Here is a 17,232-nt window from a genome sequence, read left to right as displayed (position 1 = left end):
TTTTTATGCCGCGACGTAGTCGGATAGCCTGAACTGCGCCAGGCTCGGTATCACGACGTCGGCCTGGCGCAGCGTGTCCGGATCGCCGACACCGACGGCATACATGCCCGCCCCCTTGATCGACGCCACGCCGGCCACCGCATCCTCCACCCCGAAGCATGCCGCCGGCGGCACGCCCAGCGCCTGCGCGGCCGCCAGGAAGATCTCCGGATCGGGTTTGCCCTTCGCGATCGTGCCCGCATCGACGACGTAGTCGAACTTGCCCGTGATGCCCAGCCGGTCCAGCACCGTGAACGCATTGCGGCTGACGGAGGCCAGGCCGATCTTCAGGCCCGCCGCGCGGCAGTCGTCCAGCGCCTGCACGGCGCCCGGCAGCAAATCCGCGGGCGTCATCGTGGCGATCAGTTCCTTGTAATGCTCATTCTTTGCCGTCGCCAGCGCCAGCTTTTCCTCCGGCGTGTAGGTGCGCGCGCTGGAAGCGAGAATCATGTCGAGGGAGCCCATCCGGTCGATGCCCTTCAGGTGCTCGTTGAAGGCCTCGTCGAAGTGCACGCCCTGCGATTCTGCCAGACGCTTCCAGGCCAGGTAGTGGTAGCGGGCGGTGTCGGTGATGACACCGTCCAGGTCGAAGATGACGGCGCGTTTCATGCGGCCTCCTGGTGGGTGGGTTGTGCGGTGCTGACGTCGATGACGGTATCGCGGTGGCTGAAGCGCAGCGCTGCGCCGCGCAGCAGCGTGTACGTGGTGCCGTCGGCATCGACGGCCACGCGCAGCAGGCAGCCGTGCAGGTGGATGTGGAACTGGTAGCGGCGCCATTGGCGCGGCAGGGTCGGCGCGAAGCGCACGGCGCCGTCCACTACGCGCATGCCGCCGAAACCATAGGCGACGCCCAGCCACGTGCCGGCCATCGCCGCCGTGTGCACGCCGTAGCGCGTGTTGCCGTGGGTGTCGTCCAGGTCCATGCGCGCCGTCTCCATGAAGTAATCGTACGCCTTGTCCTCGTAGCCCACTTCGGCGGCAACGATGGAATAGATGCAGGACGACAGCGAGGAGTCGTGCGTCGTCACGGCCTCGTAGTAGTCGAAGTCGCGCCGCTTGTCGTCCAGCGTGAAGCGGTCCGACAGCAGCAGCAGCGCCAGCACCACGTCGGCCTGCTTGCACACCTGGTGGCGGTAGATCACCATCGGGTGGTAGTTCAGCAGCAGCGGGTACTTGTCCGCTGGCGTGTTCTCGAAATCCCAGCGCTTCTTCGACAGGAAGCTGTCGTCCTGTTCGTGGATGCCCAGCTCCTCGTCGTACGGCAGGTACATCGCGCCAGCGGCGCGGCGCCACTCGGCGGGTTCATCGTCGCCCAAGGCCATCGCCGCGGCGATGCGGGCATGGTCCTGCGGATGCTCGGCCGCCAGCTTGGCCGCGATGGCCGCCGCGAACTCCAGGTGCTGGCGCGCCATCGCGTTGGTGTAGTAGTTGTTGTTGACGAGGGCCGTGTATTCGTCCGGCCCCGTCACTTCGTTGATGACGAAGCGGCCCTTGCGATCGTAGCTGCCGATGCCGGTCCAGATGCGCGCCGTCTCCATCACGATCTCGGCGCCGCAGGCTCGCAGCCAGTCGATGTCGCCCGTCGCGTCCCAGTACTGCTTGATCGAATAGGCGATGTCCGCGTTGATGTGGTACTGCGCCGTGCCGGCCGGGAAGTAGGCGGAACACTCTTCGCCCGCGATGGTGCGCCATGGGTACAGCGCGCCTTGCTCGTGCGACATCTGGCGTGCGCGCCGGCGCGCCGAGTCCAGCCCCGCCCAGCGGTAGTCCAGCAGCTTGCGCGCGATTTCCGGCTTGTTGTACAGGAAGTAGGGGAAGATGTAGATCTCCGTGTCCCAGAAATAGTGGCCTTCGTAGCCCTCGCCCGTGACGCCCTTGGCGGCGATATTGGTCTTGCCGTCGCGGCCCACCGATTGCAGCAGGTGGTAGGCGTTGAAGCGGATGCCCTGCTGCAGGGCGTCGTCGCCGTCGATCTGCACGTCGGCCTGCTGCCAGAAGTCGGCCAGGTAGGCAGCCTGGCGCGCGACCAGCGCGTCAAAGCCGTCGGCCTGGGCCTGCGCCAGCACGGCGCGGCTGCGCTCGGCCAGCTCGCCTTCGGGATAGTCGCGCGACGAGTGGTAGCTGGCGTATTTCGTCGCTTCGATGGCCTGGCCCTGCACGGCCGCGACGGTGTAGGCCTGCTCCAGGCGCAGGCCCTGCTGCAGGAAGGTGGCGCTGGCCGCCGTGTCCACGTGCGTGCGCGTGGCGCTGACGAGGTGGAAGCCGCTGTTGTGCGTCTTCTGCACGAGCGCCGCGTAATGGGCGTCCTGTTCCACCGCCAGCAAGGTGAGCGCCGGGCCCGAGACAGCCGAGCCCACGCGGGGATCGTCGCCGGCTTCCAGGTTTTTCACGGCGCCATCCAGGCTTGCGACGATGCGCACGGTGCCGCTGAAGTTGACGGGCGTGACCTGCACCTGCAACGCCAGCAGGTGCTTGTTGTCGAAGGAGACCAGGCGGCGGCTGCGGTAGTCGATGATGCGTCCGCCCGGCGACGTCCAGCGCAGGCGGCGCTCCAACATGCCGGTGCGCAGGTCCAGCGTGCGCTCGTAGTCCTCCACCGTGCCGGTCAGCGGGTCGAACCGCTCGTCGCCGACGTAGACCCGCAGGCCCTTTGCATTCGGCACGTTCAGCATGAACTGGTTGGTCTTGGCCAGCGCGTAGGCCGTTTCGGGATAGTGGATCGGCTCGGACTCGTAGAAGCCGTTCAGGTAGGTACCGTCCATCGACGTGCCGGCCGGGCCGCTGTAGCCCTCCTCGCCCGTGCCGCGCACGCCGATATAGCCGTTACCGAGCGCGAACAGCGTCTCGTTCAGGAAGTGCGCCGCGGGGTCGGGCGCCGTTTCACGCAGGCGCCATGGGTCGGGCGGGAAGTTGGGAGTGTTTGCGGACACGTCAGGCCTTTCAAACCGGTTTGGAAACGCGTTAAAAAAATCGGCGGCGTCAGGGTCTGCCCCTCCGGGACTGCCCCTGAAGTTGGTGGTCCACTGAACTTCGGGGTCAGTCCCCTGCGGGGACTGACCCCAAACCTCAGGTAGCCCGGACCATCAACGTGGTCGGCAACACCTCCGACCCCACCGCCTCGCCATTCATCAAATCAAGCATCTTGCGCGCCAGCAGGACGCCGCCGTCGCGCAGGTATTGGTGCACGCTGGTCAGCGGCGGCACGAAGCTGGCCGCGCCCGGCGTGTCGTCGTAGCCGATGACGGACACCGCCTCCGGCACGTGCAGGTTCTTTTCCGCCAGCGCCCGGATCGCGCCCATCGCCAGCAGGTCGCTGGCGGCAAACACGCCGTCGAACGTGGCGCCCTTCTTCTTCAGCAGCGCCGACATGCAGTCAAAGCCGGCCTCGAACGTGAACGCCTTCGGCCGCATGATGTGCACCGTGCCGCGCCCGCCCATCGCGTCGATGAAGCCGGCACAGCGTTCCTGCACTTCGGCATGGTCGACGTCGCCCAGGAACACCAGCTTGCTGCGGCCCAGCTCGATAAAACGCTGCGCCGCCGACTGGCCGCCCTTGCGGTTGTCGCTGCCGACGACGATCGTGTCCGAGCCAGCTTCCGGCGCGCCCCAGACGACCAGCGGCAGGCCCGTCTTCTGCAGCGTCGTGACGGCAGCGCCGTGCGAGCCCTGGCCCAGCAGGATCAGGCCGTCCGCCCCCTGCACGGGCGCCGTGTCCAGCAACTGCTTGGATGTCAGCACGACGCTGTAGCCCGCCGTCGTCAGCTCCTGCGTGATGCCGCCCAGCAGCTCCAGCGGATACGGATCGGACATCGGCCGGCCCTTCGCCGGTGTCATTTCCACCACGACCGCCACCGAGTAGGAGCGGCCCATGCGCAGGTTGCGAGCGCTCACATTGAAGCGGTAGCCCTGCTCTTCCGCGATCCTGCGCACCTTGTCGCGCGTGGCTTCCGTCACCAGCGGGCTGTTGCGCAACGCCCGCGACACGGTGATCTTGGAGACCCCCGCCACCCGGGCCAGGTCTTCCATCGTCAGGCCGGAATCAGGGGTTTTCGGTGGTGCCATGGTCGCTCGAGTCAGGTGCTGGGGAAAAATTCTGGGGGCATTATGACAGATTCCAAACTTTTGTCGCGAAAAATGACATCGATAACATTTCGATTGACATCGATATCATTTGTTGTTTCAATGGCAGGCACATCTGCTCAGAACATGAAAGCAGCGGGAACGGCGGGCCTCTCGAGGCCGGTCGTATTGTCCCGGAGACGACAATCCTAGAGAAGAAAGCCCATCATGAGAATTCCTCGCACGTTCCTGCACACGTCCGTTTCGCTGGCCATCCTGACCCTCGCCAGCCAGGCCCAGGCGCAAACCGACACCGCGGCCCCGCCCCCGGCGGATAGCAGCGGCACCAGCGGCAGTCCGCAAACCCAGGCCGGCGCTGCCCGCAACGACGCCGTCCAGACCGAGCTGCAGCAGGTGGTCGTGACCGGCGTCGCCACCTCCGGCGGCGTGCGCAAGCTCGACTCCGCGTTCTCCATCACGACGGCCACCGAAGAACAGCTCAAGCAGGCCGCCCCCAGCAGCACAGCCGACATCCTGAAGCTGGTGCCCGGCGTGTACGCCGAGGCGACGGGCGGCCAGTCGGGCGCCAACATCGAGGTGCGCGGTTTCCCGTCCGGCTCCGACTCGCCCTTTGTTTCCGTGCAGATGATGGGCAACCCGATCTATCCGGTGCCGACGTTGTCGTTCTTCGAAGGCTCGTCCGCCTTCCGCCTGGACGACACGATCGAGCGCGTGGAAGTGCTGCGTGGCGGCCCCAGCACCATCTTCTCGAACGGCCAGCCGGGCGCGACGATGAACTTCATCCTGAAAAAGGGAACCGACACGCCGGAAGGCTCGATCCGCTTCTCCACGGGCACGGGCGAACTGCGCCGCGTGGACGTGTTCTACGGCGGCAAGATCTCGGATGGCTGGTACGGCACCATCGGCGGCTTCTACCGCAATACCAACGGCGTGCGCGATGCCGGCTTCCCGGCCGACAAGGGCGGCCAGCTGACGGCGACGTTGACGAAAAAACTCGATGGCGGCGAAGTAACGTTCTATGCCCGGAGCACCAACGACAAGAATGCGTTCTACACGGGCGTGCCGCTGATCTCGTCCAACGAGGGCCGTACGATCGGCGAATTCCCCGGCTTCGACCCGCTGACGGGCACCCTGATGAGCGGCGAGATGCGCCGCTTCACCGTGGAGGCAGGCCCCGGCCGTACCTTGAGCTACGACCTGGGCGACGGCCGCGGCCTGAAGGCGAACGTGTTCGGGGTCGACTTCGCCCAGACGATCTCGGGCTGGAATGTGTCGAACAAGTTCAATTACTTCGACGGCGACCTGAACACCATCGCCATGTTCACCGGCAACAACCCGCTGGCGATGGGCGCCTACAACGCCACCGCGCTGGCAACGCACGGCGGCACCCGCGCCACCGCGACGTACCTGGACGGCACGCCGGTGGCGGACAACCAGCAGGTGGTGCAGGCCGGCCTGTGGGCGGTGGAAAAGCAACTGCAGTCATTTACGGACGAGATCCGCGTCAGCCGCGAATGGATGAAGGACAACACGGTGACGATCGGCGGCTACTTCGCCAACTACTCGTCGGACGACACCTGGTACCTGGGCAACAGCCACCTGATGACGGCCGTGCCGAACGCGCGCCTGATCGAGGTGCGCCTGAACAATGGCGTCATCGTGTCGAACCAGGGCAAGGAAGGCCCCGTCAACTATGCGCCGGTCGCGTCCTACGACGGCAGCAACACGGCGCTGTTCATCGCCAACGAGTGGAAGGTCAACGAGCGCATCAAGATCGATGGCGGCATCCGCCGCGAGCGCCAGAAGCTCGACGCCACCGTGTCGAACCTGGTGACGGGCGACACGGACAACAATGCGCTGACGGTCTACAACAACAACACGTCGATGCCGACGGGCGCCAACACGGCCTTGAGCCGCACCGACTCCGCCAACTCGTTCACCATCGGCGGCAACTACAAGCTGGCGCGCGATGCCAGCGTGTTCGTGCGCGCCAACACGGGCCACACGTTTGTCGCGTTCGACGACCTGCGCAACGCCGGCACCCAGGCCAGGGTGGACGACCGCAACTTCCTGCCGACGCCGAAGATCAAGCAGGTCGAAGTGGGCTTCAAGACGGCGACGCCGCTGTACAGCGCCTACATCAACTACTTCCACACGGAGTTCGACGGCATCTCGTTCCAGCAGCTGCTGGCCGACGGCACCGTGCTGTATTCGACCAGCGGCTCGAAGGGCAACGGCGTCGAGTTCGAGCTGGCTGCGCGCCCCATCCGCGACCTGACCCTGACGCTGACGGGCAACTGGCAGGATTCCGAGTACAAGGACAACCCGAACACGGCCGGCAAGCGCGTGCAGCGCCAGCCGAAGACGCAGTTCCGCTTTACGCCCGCCTACCGCATCCCCCTGGGCGACAACGAGCTGAAACTGTACGGCACCTACACGTACATCGGCGAGCGCTGGGCCGACCAGTTGAACGAGCAGTACCTGCCGTCGTACAAGACGGTCGACATCGGCGCCGTGTACCGCCTGGGCGAAAAGCTCGAGCTGCGTGTGAGCGGCTCGAACCTGTCCAACGAGCTGGGCCTGACCGAGGGCAATTCGCGCCTGACGACGGGCGGCACGGGCCCGATCAACGCGCGCCCGCTGTTCGGCCGCACGTGGGAAGCCTCCGTCATGTACCGCTTCTAAGAGTTCATCGAGAACAGTCCCTGGCGCGCGGACATCCAAGGCTGCGCGTTCGTTCTCACCTTTGGCGGCCTTCGGGCCGCTTTTTTTGTTTGGGGACAGCCTCCCGCCAATTGGGGACCGCTAATTGCGCTAATTGGGGACAGCCTCCTATTTCGCTAGCGCGAGTGAAGCAGCAAATTGGAGGCTGTCCCCGATTTCCCATTTCCGATTTCGGCGAATTGGAGGCTGTCCCTAATTTCCTGGCGCGCGGACATCCAAGGCTGCGCGTTCGTTCGTACCTTTGGCAGCCTTCGGGCCGCTTTTTTTTGTTGCCTGAAAAATGGTGACTGTCACCGATTTCGTCACCGGTATCCGGCGCCGGCCGCACTATAATTTCCGTTCCCTCTTCCAACCTGAAAGCCTCGCCATGACGAATTCCACCGCTCCCTGCCCTGTCGTACGCACTTCGGATGACGGCCTCGCGCTGTCGCGCATCGTGGCGGGCATGTGGCGGATGGGGGAATGGAACATGGCGCCGCAACAGCGGCTGGCATTCATCGAGCAGTGCCTGGAGCTTGGCGTGTCGAGCTTCGACCATGCCGACATCTATGGCGGCTACGGTGTCGAAAGCCTGTTCGGCGAGGCGCTCGCGCTGCAGCCTTCGCTGCGCGAGCGCATGCAGATCGTCAGCAAATGCGGCATCAAGCTGCGCTCACCGGCGCGGCCCGCCCACACGATCCAGCATTACGACACGACGGCGGCGCACATCGTGGCTTCCGTCGACAACTCGCTGAAGGCACTGCGCACCACGCACCTGGACCTGCTGCTGATCCACCGCCCCGACCCGCTGATGGAGTTCGACGAGATCGCCGAGACGTTCGAGGCGCTGCGCGCGGCCGGCAAGGTGCGTCATTTCGGCGTCTCCAATTTCACGCGGCACCAGTTCGAATGCCTGCACCGGCGTGTGCCCCTTGCCACCAACCAGGTCGAGTTCTCGCCGCTGCACCTGGCGCCGATGTTCGACGAAACCTTCGACGGCCTGCAGGACCAGGGCGTGGCGCCGATGATCTGGTCGCCGCTGGCGGGCGGCCGCCTGTTCGGCGACGATGCCGCGACGGCGCCGCTGCGCGCGAAGATCCGCCAGGTGGCGGCGGAGACGGGGTATTCGTTCTCCAGCGTGGTGTTCGCGTGGATCATGCAGCTGCCCAGCAAACCGGTCCCGCTGACGGGCAGCGGTCGCATCGAGGCGATCCGTGAAGCGGTCGAAGCGACGCAAGTCACCCTGACGCGCCAGCAATGGTTCGAGATCCTGCGCGCCGCGCGCGGGCACGAGGTGGCGTGAGGCCGGACTTCTTCAGTCCTCGTACACGACCGGTGGCGGCACCTTGGTAAAGCCCTGCTTCCACGCCAGGTTCAGTGCCAGCGTGCCAGTGACGTAGACAAGGAAGAACAGCACGAAGTAATACGCGCGCAGCCACACCAGCAGGGCGATATTGATGGCCAGGACCACGAACAGCGCCGTGCTTTTCTTCTGCTTTGAGCTGGGGAAGCGGATCGTCGACACCATCAGGCTGCCGACGAGGAACAGCAGCAGCACGACCAGCCAGCCATGCAGCGACGTGTCGGGCGGCTCCGGCCACGCGACGACGACGGACGCGACGCACGCGGCACCCGCCGTGATGGGCATGCCGACGAAGTATTTCGGGTCGGTGCGGCCGACGTTCACATTGAAGCGGGCCAGCCGCAGCGCGCCGCAGGCAACGAAGAAAAACGCGGCGATGCCGCCGGCACGCAGCAGCATCGGGTCGGCAGGTCCCATCGGCACGAAGCCATAGCAGTACAACAGCAGCGCCGGGGCGCAGCCGAAGTTCATGACGTCGGCGATGGAGTCGAGCTGCACGCCGAATTCGGAACTGGTGCCGGTGGCGCGGGCGACGAAGCCGTCCAGCGCGTCGAAGATGCCGGCCAGGACCAGCAGCGCGGCGGCCAGGCGGTAGTCGGCGGCGTAGCCGGCGTGGGCGTTGTCCACGGACAGGACGATACTGCCGAAGCCACAGGCGATCGACAGCAGGGTGACCGAGCTGGGCAAGGCAAACTTGGCGCGCTGCATGCGCCGGGTGCGGGGAGTAGTCAAGTGTGCTCGCGTATGAGGTTTCCGGCAACGTGGCCGGTTGGACATTGCCGGTATTGTACCGTCCGCGCCGTCCCGGCAGCGCCCCGCAACCGGGGCGGCGGCCCGCCAAAGGTAAGACCGTGGGGGGCTGATTTGGCTTAGAATCCCCTTGTGGCCGGGCCGTTCCGGCGTCATCCGGAGCTGATCATGTACGCACACGAACACTACAAGGCGCGGCTGGCCGCCCTGCTGCTGGCGGGGCTGCTGTCCGCTTGTGGCGGCAGCAGCGACCGCGAGGATGGCGTACGGCCCACCACGCCGCCCGCGCCGGTCCAGCCAGGCGCGCCCACCGCGACGGGCGACACGGCCACGGACGGTTTTGCCTGGTTCAACTACCGCCGCGCGCAGGTGGGCCTGTCGGTACTGGGGCGCAACAGCGCCATCGACCAGGCCGCGCTCGGCCACTCCACTTACCTGCGCCAGAACGACACGGTATCGCATGACCAGGTGCAGGGCAAGACCGGCTATACGGGTGCCGTCCTGGCGGACCGCTTCGCTGCCGCAGGCTATCGGATCACGGCGCCATATGCCTACGGCGAAGTGATCTCCGCCGCCGCCGACCGGACCGGCTTCTACCATGCCGAGGAACTGATCGCGGCGATCTACCACCGCTTCGTCATCTTCGAGCCGCTGTTCCGCGAAATGGGCACGGGGGCCTCGTCCACGGCCAGCGGCTACACCTACTTCACGGCCGACTTCGCCGCCAGCGGCGGCTACGGTCCGGGCGTCGGCCGCGGCAACGTGGTGACGTATCCCGTCAATGGCCAGACCGCCGTCCCCGTCAACTTCCTGAGCGACAGCGAATCGCCCGATCCGGTGCCGGACCGCAACGAGGTGGGTTATCCGATCAGCGTGCACGCGGACAATCCGTCCAAGATCGTCGTCAACAGCTTCACGGTACGCGCCCGTGGCGGCACCGACTTGCCGGTGCGCCTGCTGACGAAGGCGACGGACAAGGAAACGCCGGATGCCGCCGCGTCGATCATCCCGCTGGCGAAACTGACGGCCGGTACGGTCTATGACGTCCGCTTCAGCGGCACCGTCGACGGCACGGCCATTGGCCGCAACTGGTCGTTCACGACACGCTGATGGGTATTGGCATCGATCCGAAGGACACCGCGGCACTGCCGGTGCTGGACCCGGCCCATGGCCTGGCACGCCTGCTGGGCGACCGGCAGGTGTATGCCAACGTGCTGCGGCGCTTCGCCGGCTACGCGTCCTGCGTGGAGGAAGCACGGGCCCAGCTGGCGGCTGGCGACCACGATGCCGCGCATCGCACGCTGCACACGCTGAAAGGCGCCGCCGGGCTTGTCTCGGCACCCCGGCTGGCATTGCTGGCGGGACGGGCCGAACAGGCCATGGAACGGCATGAGCCGGTGGATGCATTGCTTGGGCCGCTGCAAACGGCACTGACGGCCGTGCTGCAGGCGATCGAGGAAGAACTGGAGCGGAACCCGCCGCCCGCGCTGGCGGTGGCGGCACCGGAGGACAGCGATGGCGCCGTGCTGCTGCAGGAGCTGGCACGGCTGCTGGATGAAGGCAACGGCACCGCCGTCGACCTGGCGGCGCGCTATGCGCCGCTGCTGGCGGAAACCATCGGTGCGACGCAATGGCGTGCCGTCGCGGCAGCGGTGGACGACTATGACTTCGACCGCGCCCTGGAACTGCTGCGCCCGGCGCTGTGACGCCGCGCCGGCGCAAGCGTCATTTCAGCGGGTGTATTCCGCTTCCTCGTCGAACGAATCCGCGCAATCCCGGCCGCAGAAGCGCTTCACGCTGTCCAGCGGCTTTTCACAATACCAGCACGATCCCTTGGGCGGCAGCATCTGGCGCGTCCGCAACGGCGCCGGCATGACCGGCAACCCCGCACTGGCGATCTCGGATGACAGGTTCTCTTGTATCGGTTCCACGGTGTTCCCCCTTCGGATGCACTTCAAGCCTGTAAGCAAGATTACGTCAGCGGAAGTATCCGGGCATGAGCGGTATCAATCCGGACAGCGAACCCGCCAACCTTGCATCGATCGCGCCACAGTATCGGCAGCGCCTGGCAGCGGGTTACTGCAATAAATAATAGCAGGATTAAAACAGCGCAAATGAGGCCATTTGGTGCGCTGGCTAACGCTCTGGCACATTCACAACAGGAAGGGTCGGGACGGAAAAATTTTCCTATGGGAAGGTGATTTCCGATAGGCGGGCGGGCTCTGGGGCCCGCCCTAAGGCTTACTTGCCGATACAGAACCGGCTGAAGATCACCCCCAGCAAATCGTCCGACGAGAACGCGCCGGTGATCGTGGACAGCTGCGTCTGCGCCAGGCGCAGTTCCTCGGCGAACAGGTCGAGCGACTGGTCCGTCTGCGCCGCGTGCTGGCTGGCGTGGTCCAGGTGGCGCGCCGCGTTTTTCAGCGCGATCAGGTGGCGTTCGCGCGCCAGATACAGCGATTCGCCCGTCTGCTGCCAGCCGGCGATGCGCAGCAGCTCCTGGCGCAGCAGGTCGATGCCCTGGTGCTCGTGGGCGGACAGGTAGATGTGGGTGGCGTCCTCCGACGTATCCATGGACGGCTTGTGGCCGGACAGGTCGATCTTGTTCCAGATGCGCAGTACCGGCACCCCGGCCGGGAAGCCGGCAATGATCGCTTCGTCGGCGCGGGTCGGGCCGTGGCTCGCGTCCAGCATGTGCAGGATGACGTCCGCCTTGCCCACTTCGCCCCACGTGCGTTCGATGCCGATGCGTTCGACCACGTCCACCGCCTCGTCGTGGCCGCGGATGCCGGCCGTGTCGATGATGTTCAGCGGGATGCCTTCGATCTGGATCGTTTCCGTCACCTTGTCGCGTGTAGTGCCCGCGATTGGCGTGACGATGGCAACGTCCGCCCCCGCCAGCGCATTCAGGAGTGAGGACTTACCGACATTTGGCTGCCCGACCAGGACGACATTCAGGCCCTCGCGCAGCAGCGCGCCTTGCGACGCCTGGCGGAACACGGCGTCCAGCGCTTCGACGATGCCTTTGAGCTGGCCGCGCGCGTCCGATTTCTCCAGGAAGTCGATTTCCTCTTCCGGGAAGTCCAGGGTCGCTTCGACCAGCATGCGCAGGTGCGTGACACGCTCCACCAGCGCGTGAATCGTCTTCGAGAACGCGCCGGACAGCGATTGCGACGCCGATTTCACGGCCGCTTCCGTCGAGGCGTCGATCAGGTCGGCCACCGCCTCGGCCTGGGCCAGGTCCAGCTTGTCGTTCATGTAGGCGCGGCGGGTGAATTCGCCCGGCTCGGCCAGGCGCACCCCGAACTCGCGGCCCGCCTCCAGCACGCGCTGCAGCAGCATCTGCAGCACGACGGGGCCGCCGTGGCCCTGCAGCTCGATGACGTCCTCGCCCGTGTACGAATGGGGGCCTTTGAAGTAGATGGCGATGCCCTGGTCGATCAGGTTGCCGTCCGCCTGCGTGAACGGGATGTACGTGGCGTGGCGGGGTTTCAGCGCGGCGCCGAACAGCGCCTGCGCCAGTCCCTGCAGGTTCTTGCCGGAGGCGCGCACGACGCCGATGCCGCCGCGGCCGGGAGCGGTGGCGATGGCGGCGATGGGAGAGGTATCGAGATTCATGGACGGATTCTAAAGGAATAAAAAAACCCGTGCGGTGCACGGGTTTGGCTGGTCAGCATGCTACGGCCGGGCCCGTGTCCCACCGCGGGGTCTGACCCCGCGGTGGGACACGGACTGTGCCGTGTGCGGCGCTTATTTCGCGTCGGGCGCCAGCTTTTTCGTGATGACCCACTGCTGGGCGATCGAGAACAGGTTGTTGACCACCCAGTACAGCACCAGGCCGGACGGGAAGAACAGGAACATGACGGAGAATGCCAGCGGCATGAACAGCATCATCTTCGCCTGCGTCGGATCGGCCGGCTGCGGGTTCAGCTTCATCGTCACGTACATCGAGATCGCGTACAGCACCGGCAGGATGAAGAACGGGTCGGGACGGGTCAGGTCGTGGATCCAGCCGATCCATGGCGCGCCGCGCATTTCGACGGAGGCGTTCAGCACCCAGTACAGCGCGATGAAGATCGGCATCTGCACGACGATCGGCAGGCAGCCGCCCAGCGGATTGATCTTCTCGGTCTTGTACAGCTCCATCATCGCCTGGTTCATCTTCTGCGGGTCGCCTTTGTAGCGCTCGCGGATGGCCGTCATCTTCGGCGTCACCACCTTCATGCGCGCCATGCTGCGGTAGCTGGCGGCCGACAGCGGGAAGAAGATCAGCTTGATCAGGATCGTGAAGGCGATGATCGTCCAGCCCCAGTTGCCCAGTGCGCCGTGGATCTTTTCCATCACCCAGTACATCGGCTTGGCGACGATCGTCAGCATGCCGTAGTCCTTGACCAGTTCCAGCCCCGGCGACACGCTTTCCAGCGCCTGCTCTTCCTGCGGACCGGAATACAGCTTGGCGTTGTTCGACACCGTGGCGCCCGGCGCCAGGGTGCCCAGCGGCTGCACCACGCCGATCGCGTACGTGTTGGTGTCCACCTTGCGCGTGAAGATGTCATGCATCTGCTTCGCTTGCGGTACCAGTGCGGAGACGAAGAAGTGCTGCGAGATCGCGACCCAGCCGTTGTCGGCCTTGGTCGGGTGGTCCGGCGTGAACGGCTTGCCTGGATTTTCCTTCTGCGTCGCGTCTTCCTTCTCGATCTTCTCGAAGGTCAGCTTCTTGTACTTGTCGGCATCCGTGTACAGCGTCGGGCCCGTGAAGCTCGGGTTGAACCACGACGAGCCTTCCGGCTTGTTGCCGTCGTGGACCAGCTGCAGGTACAGCTCCGGTTTCAGCGGCGCGGTACCGGTGTTGGTGACGTCGTGGCGCACGTCGATGACGTAGTCGCCGCGCTTGAACGTGAACGTCTTGGTCAGCTTGACGCCGTTCTGCTCCGCGTCCATGACGACCTGAAGCTGGCCGGCCGCGTCCAGCGTGCGCGGACCAGGACGGACCGTGAAGCCCGTGTGGTGGTTCGGCAGGCCCGGGGCGCCGACGAGGCCCGTCTGCGCCAGGTAGACGCGGTTGCCCGCCTGCTGGAACAGTTGCTGGTTCCTGGTGGGATCGATGCCGTCCTTGAACTTGAGCAGTTCCAGGCGCTTGATCTGGCCGCCCAGCGTGTCGATATCGACCTTGAAGACGTCCGTCGTGACCGTCACGACCTCGCTCTTGAATGGCGCGGCGCTGCCCGGTACGGCGGCGGCACCGGCCACGGTGGCGGTGCCGACCGGGGCGGGCACGCCGCCGTTGGCGGCATTGCCGGCCTTGGCGTCGGTGGCCGGCGCGGTCTTGGCCGGCGCGAACATCGAAGGCCGGCCGGACGAGATCATCCACTCGTTCCACAGGGCGACCAGCGAAACAGCGAAGACGATCCACAGGATGGTGCGTTTGTTGATATCCATTGGGTCAAATCAGGAGTGGTTGCAACCGCAAGCGGTCGAAGAATGCCGCGGCGGGACGGGATCGAGCCCGCCCGGATGCCACGGATGGCAGCGGCAGATGCGGCGTGCCGCGAGCCAGCTGCCCTTGGCCGCGCCGTGAACGCGCAGCGCTTCCAGTGCGTAGTTCGAGCAGCTGGGATAAAACCGGCAGCTCGGCCCCATCAGGGGACTCAGGGCGACCTGGTAACCGCGCAGCAGGAAGGTCAGGATGGTTTTCATCGCGCGGGCCGGGACCTGGCCTGGGTAGCGAACAGGCGCGTCAGTTCCAGGCGCAGCTCGGTCTTGAGCTTTGCCGTCGTGGCCGGGCCGGCCTTGGTGTTGACCGGTTTGGCCAGCCGCACCACGCAATCGATGGCCGGCAGGCCGGTCACGCGGAACAACTCGCGGGTGACGCGTTTGATTGTATTGCGCGTGACGGCACGCGGTGCGAGCCGTTTGGCAACGACAACACCCAGCCGCGCATGGGGCAGCTGATTCTGGCGGGTATAGAGCACGAAGTGCGCGCTTTTCTGGGTCGGGCGCAAACGAAAAACGGATGAAAATTCATCCGTTTTAACGATGCGCCGAGCGCGCGCGAAGTCGTGGGAACCTTCGCCTGAAGAGCCGTTGGAACTACTGTCCACGCTCGACTAACAAGCTTTGGCTTATACAGCCAGACGCTTGCGGCCTTTGGCGCGGCGTGCGTTCAGGACCTGACGGCCGCCACGGGTAGCCATACGAGCACGGAAACCGTGGGTACGCTTGCGGCGCACGACGGAAGGTTGGTAAGTACGTTTCATGTTGGTCTCGCTAAAGAAGCAAAAAAATGCAAAATCGGGCCTGCCGCACAGGGCTGAAATTCAGCACGCACGCCAGCGAATCCCTTCAGTTATTGGTGCCAATGACATTTCGCGCACTTATGCCAACACGTCCGGCACAAGCTGGCCAATCTCATCGCCCGCTTCATCCGCGCTGATCGTAATGTGAAAAATAGTGAAAAATCACGGAGTACGGGCGGGGAACCCTGAATTATCAGCATTTGAAGGGTGCTTGTCAACAGCGAAGGCGCGCGCCTGCCCCGGCGCCGGCACGCAGTTTACGCAAAATTTGGAACAACCCTGTGGATAACTTGTTGGGTTCGGAGTTAGAATAGCGTGTTACGTGTGGCGCGCAGGAGGTTTCGTTGCATGCGTGGCACTTGTCGCCGGGAAGCGTCACACCGCTCCTGGCCGCTGCAATGCGACATGCTGACCGGGAACCTCGGGTGCCCTCCCTTTGCTTTTAGATAGACGATTCATGGAAAATTTCTGGCAGACCTGTTCCGCCCAACTGGAACTGGAGCTGACGCCGCAACAATTCAGCGCGTGGATTAAACCGCTTGTACCGCTCGACTACGAGAACGGCAAGCTGCGCATTGCTGCGCCCAATCGCTTCAAGCTCGACTGGGTCAAATCCCAGTTCGCCAGTCGCATCACCGCCCTTGCATCGCAATACTGGGAGGCGCCGACGGAGGTGCAGTTCGTCCTCGACCCGCGCACCAACCCGGCCCGCAAGGTGTCGCCACCGACCGTCAACGGCGGCATCGGCGGCGGCACCGGCAACAGCGTCGACGCGCCGGCCGTGCACGTGGCCGACGTGCGCACCGTCGAAAGCCCGGCCAGCGCCGCGCCATCGACGGCGAACGATTTCGCCAACGCGCGTGGCCGCGAGCAAAGCCGCATCAACACCGACCTGACGTTCGACAGCTTCGTTACCGGTAAGGCCAACCAGCTGGCGCGCGCCGCCGCGATCCAGGTGGCGAACAACCCGGGCGTGTCGTACAACCCGCTGTTCTTCTACGGCGGCGTGGGCCTCGGCAAGACCCACTTGATCCATGCGATCGGCAACCAGGTGATGGCCGACCAGCCCGGCGCGCGCATCCGCTACATCCATGCGGAGCAGTACGTGCGCGACGTGGTCACGGCCTACCAGCGCAAGGGCTTCGACGACTTCAAGCACTACTACCATTCGCTCGATATGCTGCTGATCGACGATATCCAGTTCTTCGGCGGGAAAAGCCGCACGCAGGAAGAGTTCTTCTATGCGTTCGAGGCGCTGATCGCCGCGAAGAAGCAGATCATCATCACGTCGGACACATATCCGAAAGAGATCACGGGCATGGACGACCGCCTGATCTCGCGCTTCGACTCCGGCCTGACGGTGGCGATCGAGCCGCCGGAGCTGGAAATGCGCGTGGCGATCCTGCTGAAGAAGGCGAAGTCGGAAGGCGTGACCCTGTCCGACGACGTCGCGTTCTTCGTTGCCAAGCACCTGCGCTCGAACGTGCGCGAGCTGGAAGGCGCGCTGCGCAAGATCCTGGCGTACTCGCGCTTCCACGGCAAGGACATCTCGATCGACATCGTCAAGGAAGCCTTGAAGGACCTGCTGTCGGTGCAGAACCGCCAGATCAGCGTGGAGAACATCCAGAAGACGGTGGCCGACTTCTTCAACATCAAGGTCGCCGACATGTATTCGAAGCGCCGCCCCGCCAACATCGCGCGGCCGCGCCAGATCGCGATGTACCTGGCCAAGGAGCTGACGCAGAAAAGCCTGCCGGAGATCGGCGAATTGTTCGGCGGGCGCGATCACACCACCGTGCTGCACGCGGTGCGCAAGATCGCGCAGGACCGGACCAAGAACCCGGAGTGCAACCATGAGTTGCACGTGTTGGAGCAAACGTTAAAGGGGTGAAGCAGGGAGCGCGCGGCGCATGCTCCACCCCATAAGCAAACCCTGGGGTCAGACCCGCCGGGTCTAGGCGTCCCCGTCTGACCCCGGCACTCGACCTTGGGTTGCGAGTC

Annotated in this window: 15 protein-coding genes; 5 read left to right on the top strand and 10 right to left on the bottom strand. The window is 65.1% G+C overall.

Annotation, left to right across the window (positions count from 1 at the left end; all coding sequences use genetic code 11):
* Nucleotides 1-3: 3 nt before the first annotated feature.
* The 3 genes from pgmB to PX653_RS23245 form a co-directional block, all read right to left on the bottom strand.
* Nucleotides 4-648 carry a beta-phosphoglucomutase gene (pgmB, locus tag PX653_RS23255; protein WP_277415057.1) on the bottom strand — a complete coding sequence of 215 codons (645 nt, stop codon included), beginning with the start codon at nt 646-648 and terminating at the stop codon, nt 4-6.
* Complete coding sequence (locus tag PX653_RS23250) at nt 645-2,969, bottom strand: glycoside hydrolase family 65 protein (RefSeq protein ID WP_277415056.1); 2,325 nt, start codon at nt 2,967-2,969, stop codon at nt 645-647. Before PX653_RS23250 ends, pgmB begins: the two co-directional genes overlap by 4 nt.
* A gap of 136 nt (nt 2,970-3,105) precedes the next feature.
* Nucleotides 3,106-4,101, bottom strand: coding sequence for a LacI family DNA-binding transcriptional regulator (locus tag PX653_RS23245; RefSeq protein ID WP_277415055.1), 996 nt, complete (start codon nt 4,099-4,101; stop codon nt 3,106-3,108).
* Nucleotides 4,102-4,326: 225 nt separating this feature from the next.
* Here PX653_RS23245 and PX653_RS23240 point away from each other — a divergent pair, with 225 nt between their 5' ends.
* Complete coding sequence (locus tag PX653_RS23240; RefSeq protein WP_277415054.1) at nt 4,327-6,804, top strand: TonB-dependent receptor; 2,478 nt, start codon at nt 4,327-4,329, stop codon at nt 6,802-6,804.
* Between the two features lie 406 nt (nt 6,805-7,210).
* Nucleotides 7,211-8,125, top strand: coding sequence for an aldo/keto reductase (locus PX653_RS23235; RefSeq protein WP_277415053.1), 915 nt, complete (start codon nt 7,211-7,213; stop codon nt 8,123-8,125).
* Between the two features lie 12 nt (nt 8,126-8,137).
* On the opposite strand, the gene pssA is transcribed toward PX653_RS23235, so the two are convergent.
* Nucleotides 8,138-8,893: a CDP-diacylglycerol--serine O-phosphatidyltransferase gene (gene pssA, locus PX653_RS23230; protein WP_277418646.1), complete on the bottom strand. Its 756-nt coding sequence runs from the start codon at nt 8,891-8,893 to the stop codon at nt 8,138-8,140.
* A 210-nt stretch (nt 8,894-9,103) separates the two neighbouring features.
* Here pssA and PX653_RS23225 point away from each other — a divergent pair, with 210 nt between their 5' ends.
* Together PX653_RS23225 and PX653_RS23220 are read left to right on the top strand one after the other, a co-directional pair.
* Nucleotides 9,104-10,045 (top strand): CAP domain-containing protein, encoded by a 942-nt coding sequence (locus PX653_RS23225; RefSeq protein ID WP_277415052.1) that lies wholly within the window; start codon nt 9,104-9,106, stop codon nt 10,043-10,045.
* Complete coding sequence (locus PX653_RS23220) at nt 10,045-10,641, top strand: Hpt domain-containing protein (protein ID WP_277415051.1); 597 nt, start codon at nt 10,045-10,047, stop codon at nt 10,639-10,641. The genes PX653_RS23225 and PX653_RS23220 overlap by 1 nt, the downstream gene beginning before the upstream one ends.
* 24 nt (nt 10,642-10,665) lie before the next feature.
* On the opposite strand, the gene PX653_RS23215 is transcribed toward PX653_RS23220, so the two are convergent.
* The 6 genes from PX653_RS23215 to rpmH form a co-directional block, all read right to left on the bottom strand.
* Nucleotides 10,666-10,866: a hypothetical protein gene (locus tag PX653_RS23215; protein ID WP_107144301.1), complete on the bottom strand. Its 201-nt coding sequence runs from the start codon at nt 10,864-10,866 to the stop codon at nt 10,666-10,668.
* 310 nt (nt 10,867-11,176) lie between these two features.
* Nucleotides 11,177-12,553, bottom strand: a complete 1,377-nt coding sequence (mnmE, locus tag PX653_RS23210; RefSeq protein WP_277415050.1) for a tRNA uridine-5-carboxymethylaminomethyl(34) synthesis GTPase MnmE — start codon at nt 12,551-12,553, stop codon at nt 11,177-11,179.
* 132 nt (nt 12,554-12,685) lie between these two features.
* Nucleotides 12,686-14,374, bottom strand: coding sequence for a membrane protein insertase YidC (yidC, locus tag PX653_RS23205; RefSeq protein ID WP_277415049.1), 1,689 nt, complete (start codon nt 14,372-14,374; stop codon nt 12,686-12,688).
* A 9-nt stretch (nt 14,375-14,383) separates the two neighbouring features.
* Nucleotides 14,384-14,632 (bottom strand): membrane protein insertion efficiency factor YidD, encoded by a 249-nt coding sequence (gene yidD / locus PX653_RS23200; protein WP_277415048.1) that lies wholly within the window; start codon nt 14,630-14,632, stop codon nt 14,384-14,386.
* Nucleotides 14,629-15,036, bottom strand: a complete 408-nt coding sequence (gene rnpA / locus PX653_RS23195; protein ID WP_277415047.1) for a ribonuclease P protein component — start codon at nt 15,034-15,036, stop codon at nt 14,629-14,631. The genes yidD and rnpA overlap by 4 nt, the downstream gene beginning before the upstream one ends.
* A gap of 21 nt (nt 15,037-15,057) precedes the next feature.
* Nucleotides 15,058-15,192: a 50S ribosomal protein L34 gene (gene rpmH, locus PX653_RS23190; RefSeq protein WP_040378179.1), complete on the bottom strand. Its 135-nt coding sequence runs from the start codon at nt 15,190-15,192 to the stop codon at nt 15,058-15,060.
* A gap of 496 nt (nt 15,193-15,688) precedes the next feature.
* On the opposite strand from rpmH, the gene dnaA reads away from it, so the two are divergent.
* Nucleotides 15,689-17,122 carry a chromosomal replication initiator protein DnaA gene (gene dnaA / locus PX653_RS23185; protein ID WP_107139620.1) on the top strand — a complete coding sequence of 478 codons (1,434 nt, stop codon included), beginning with the start codon at nt 15,689-15,691 and terminating at the stop codon, nt 17,120-17,122.
* Nucleotides 17,123-17,232: the final 110 nt, after the last annotated feature.

It is taken from the genome of Pseudoduganella chitinolytica (genome assembly GCF_029028125.1).
Taxonomy (GTDB): Bacteria; Pseudomonadota; Gammaproteobacteria; order Burkholderiales; family Burkholderiaceae_D; genus Rugamonas; species Rugamonas chitinolytica.
The sequence above is the reverse complement of the archived record's forward strand: the minus strand, read 5'-3'. Positions and strand labels throughout refer to the sequence as shown.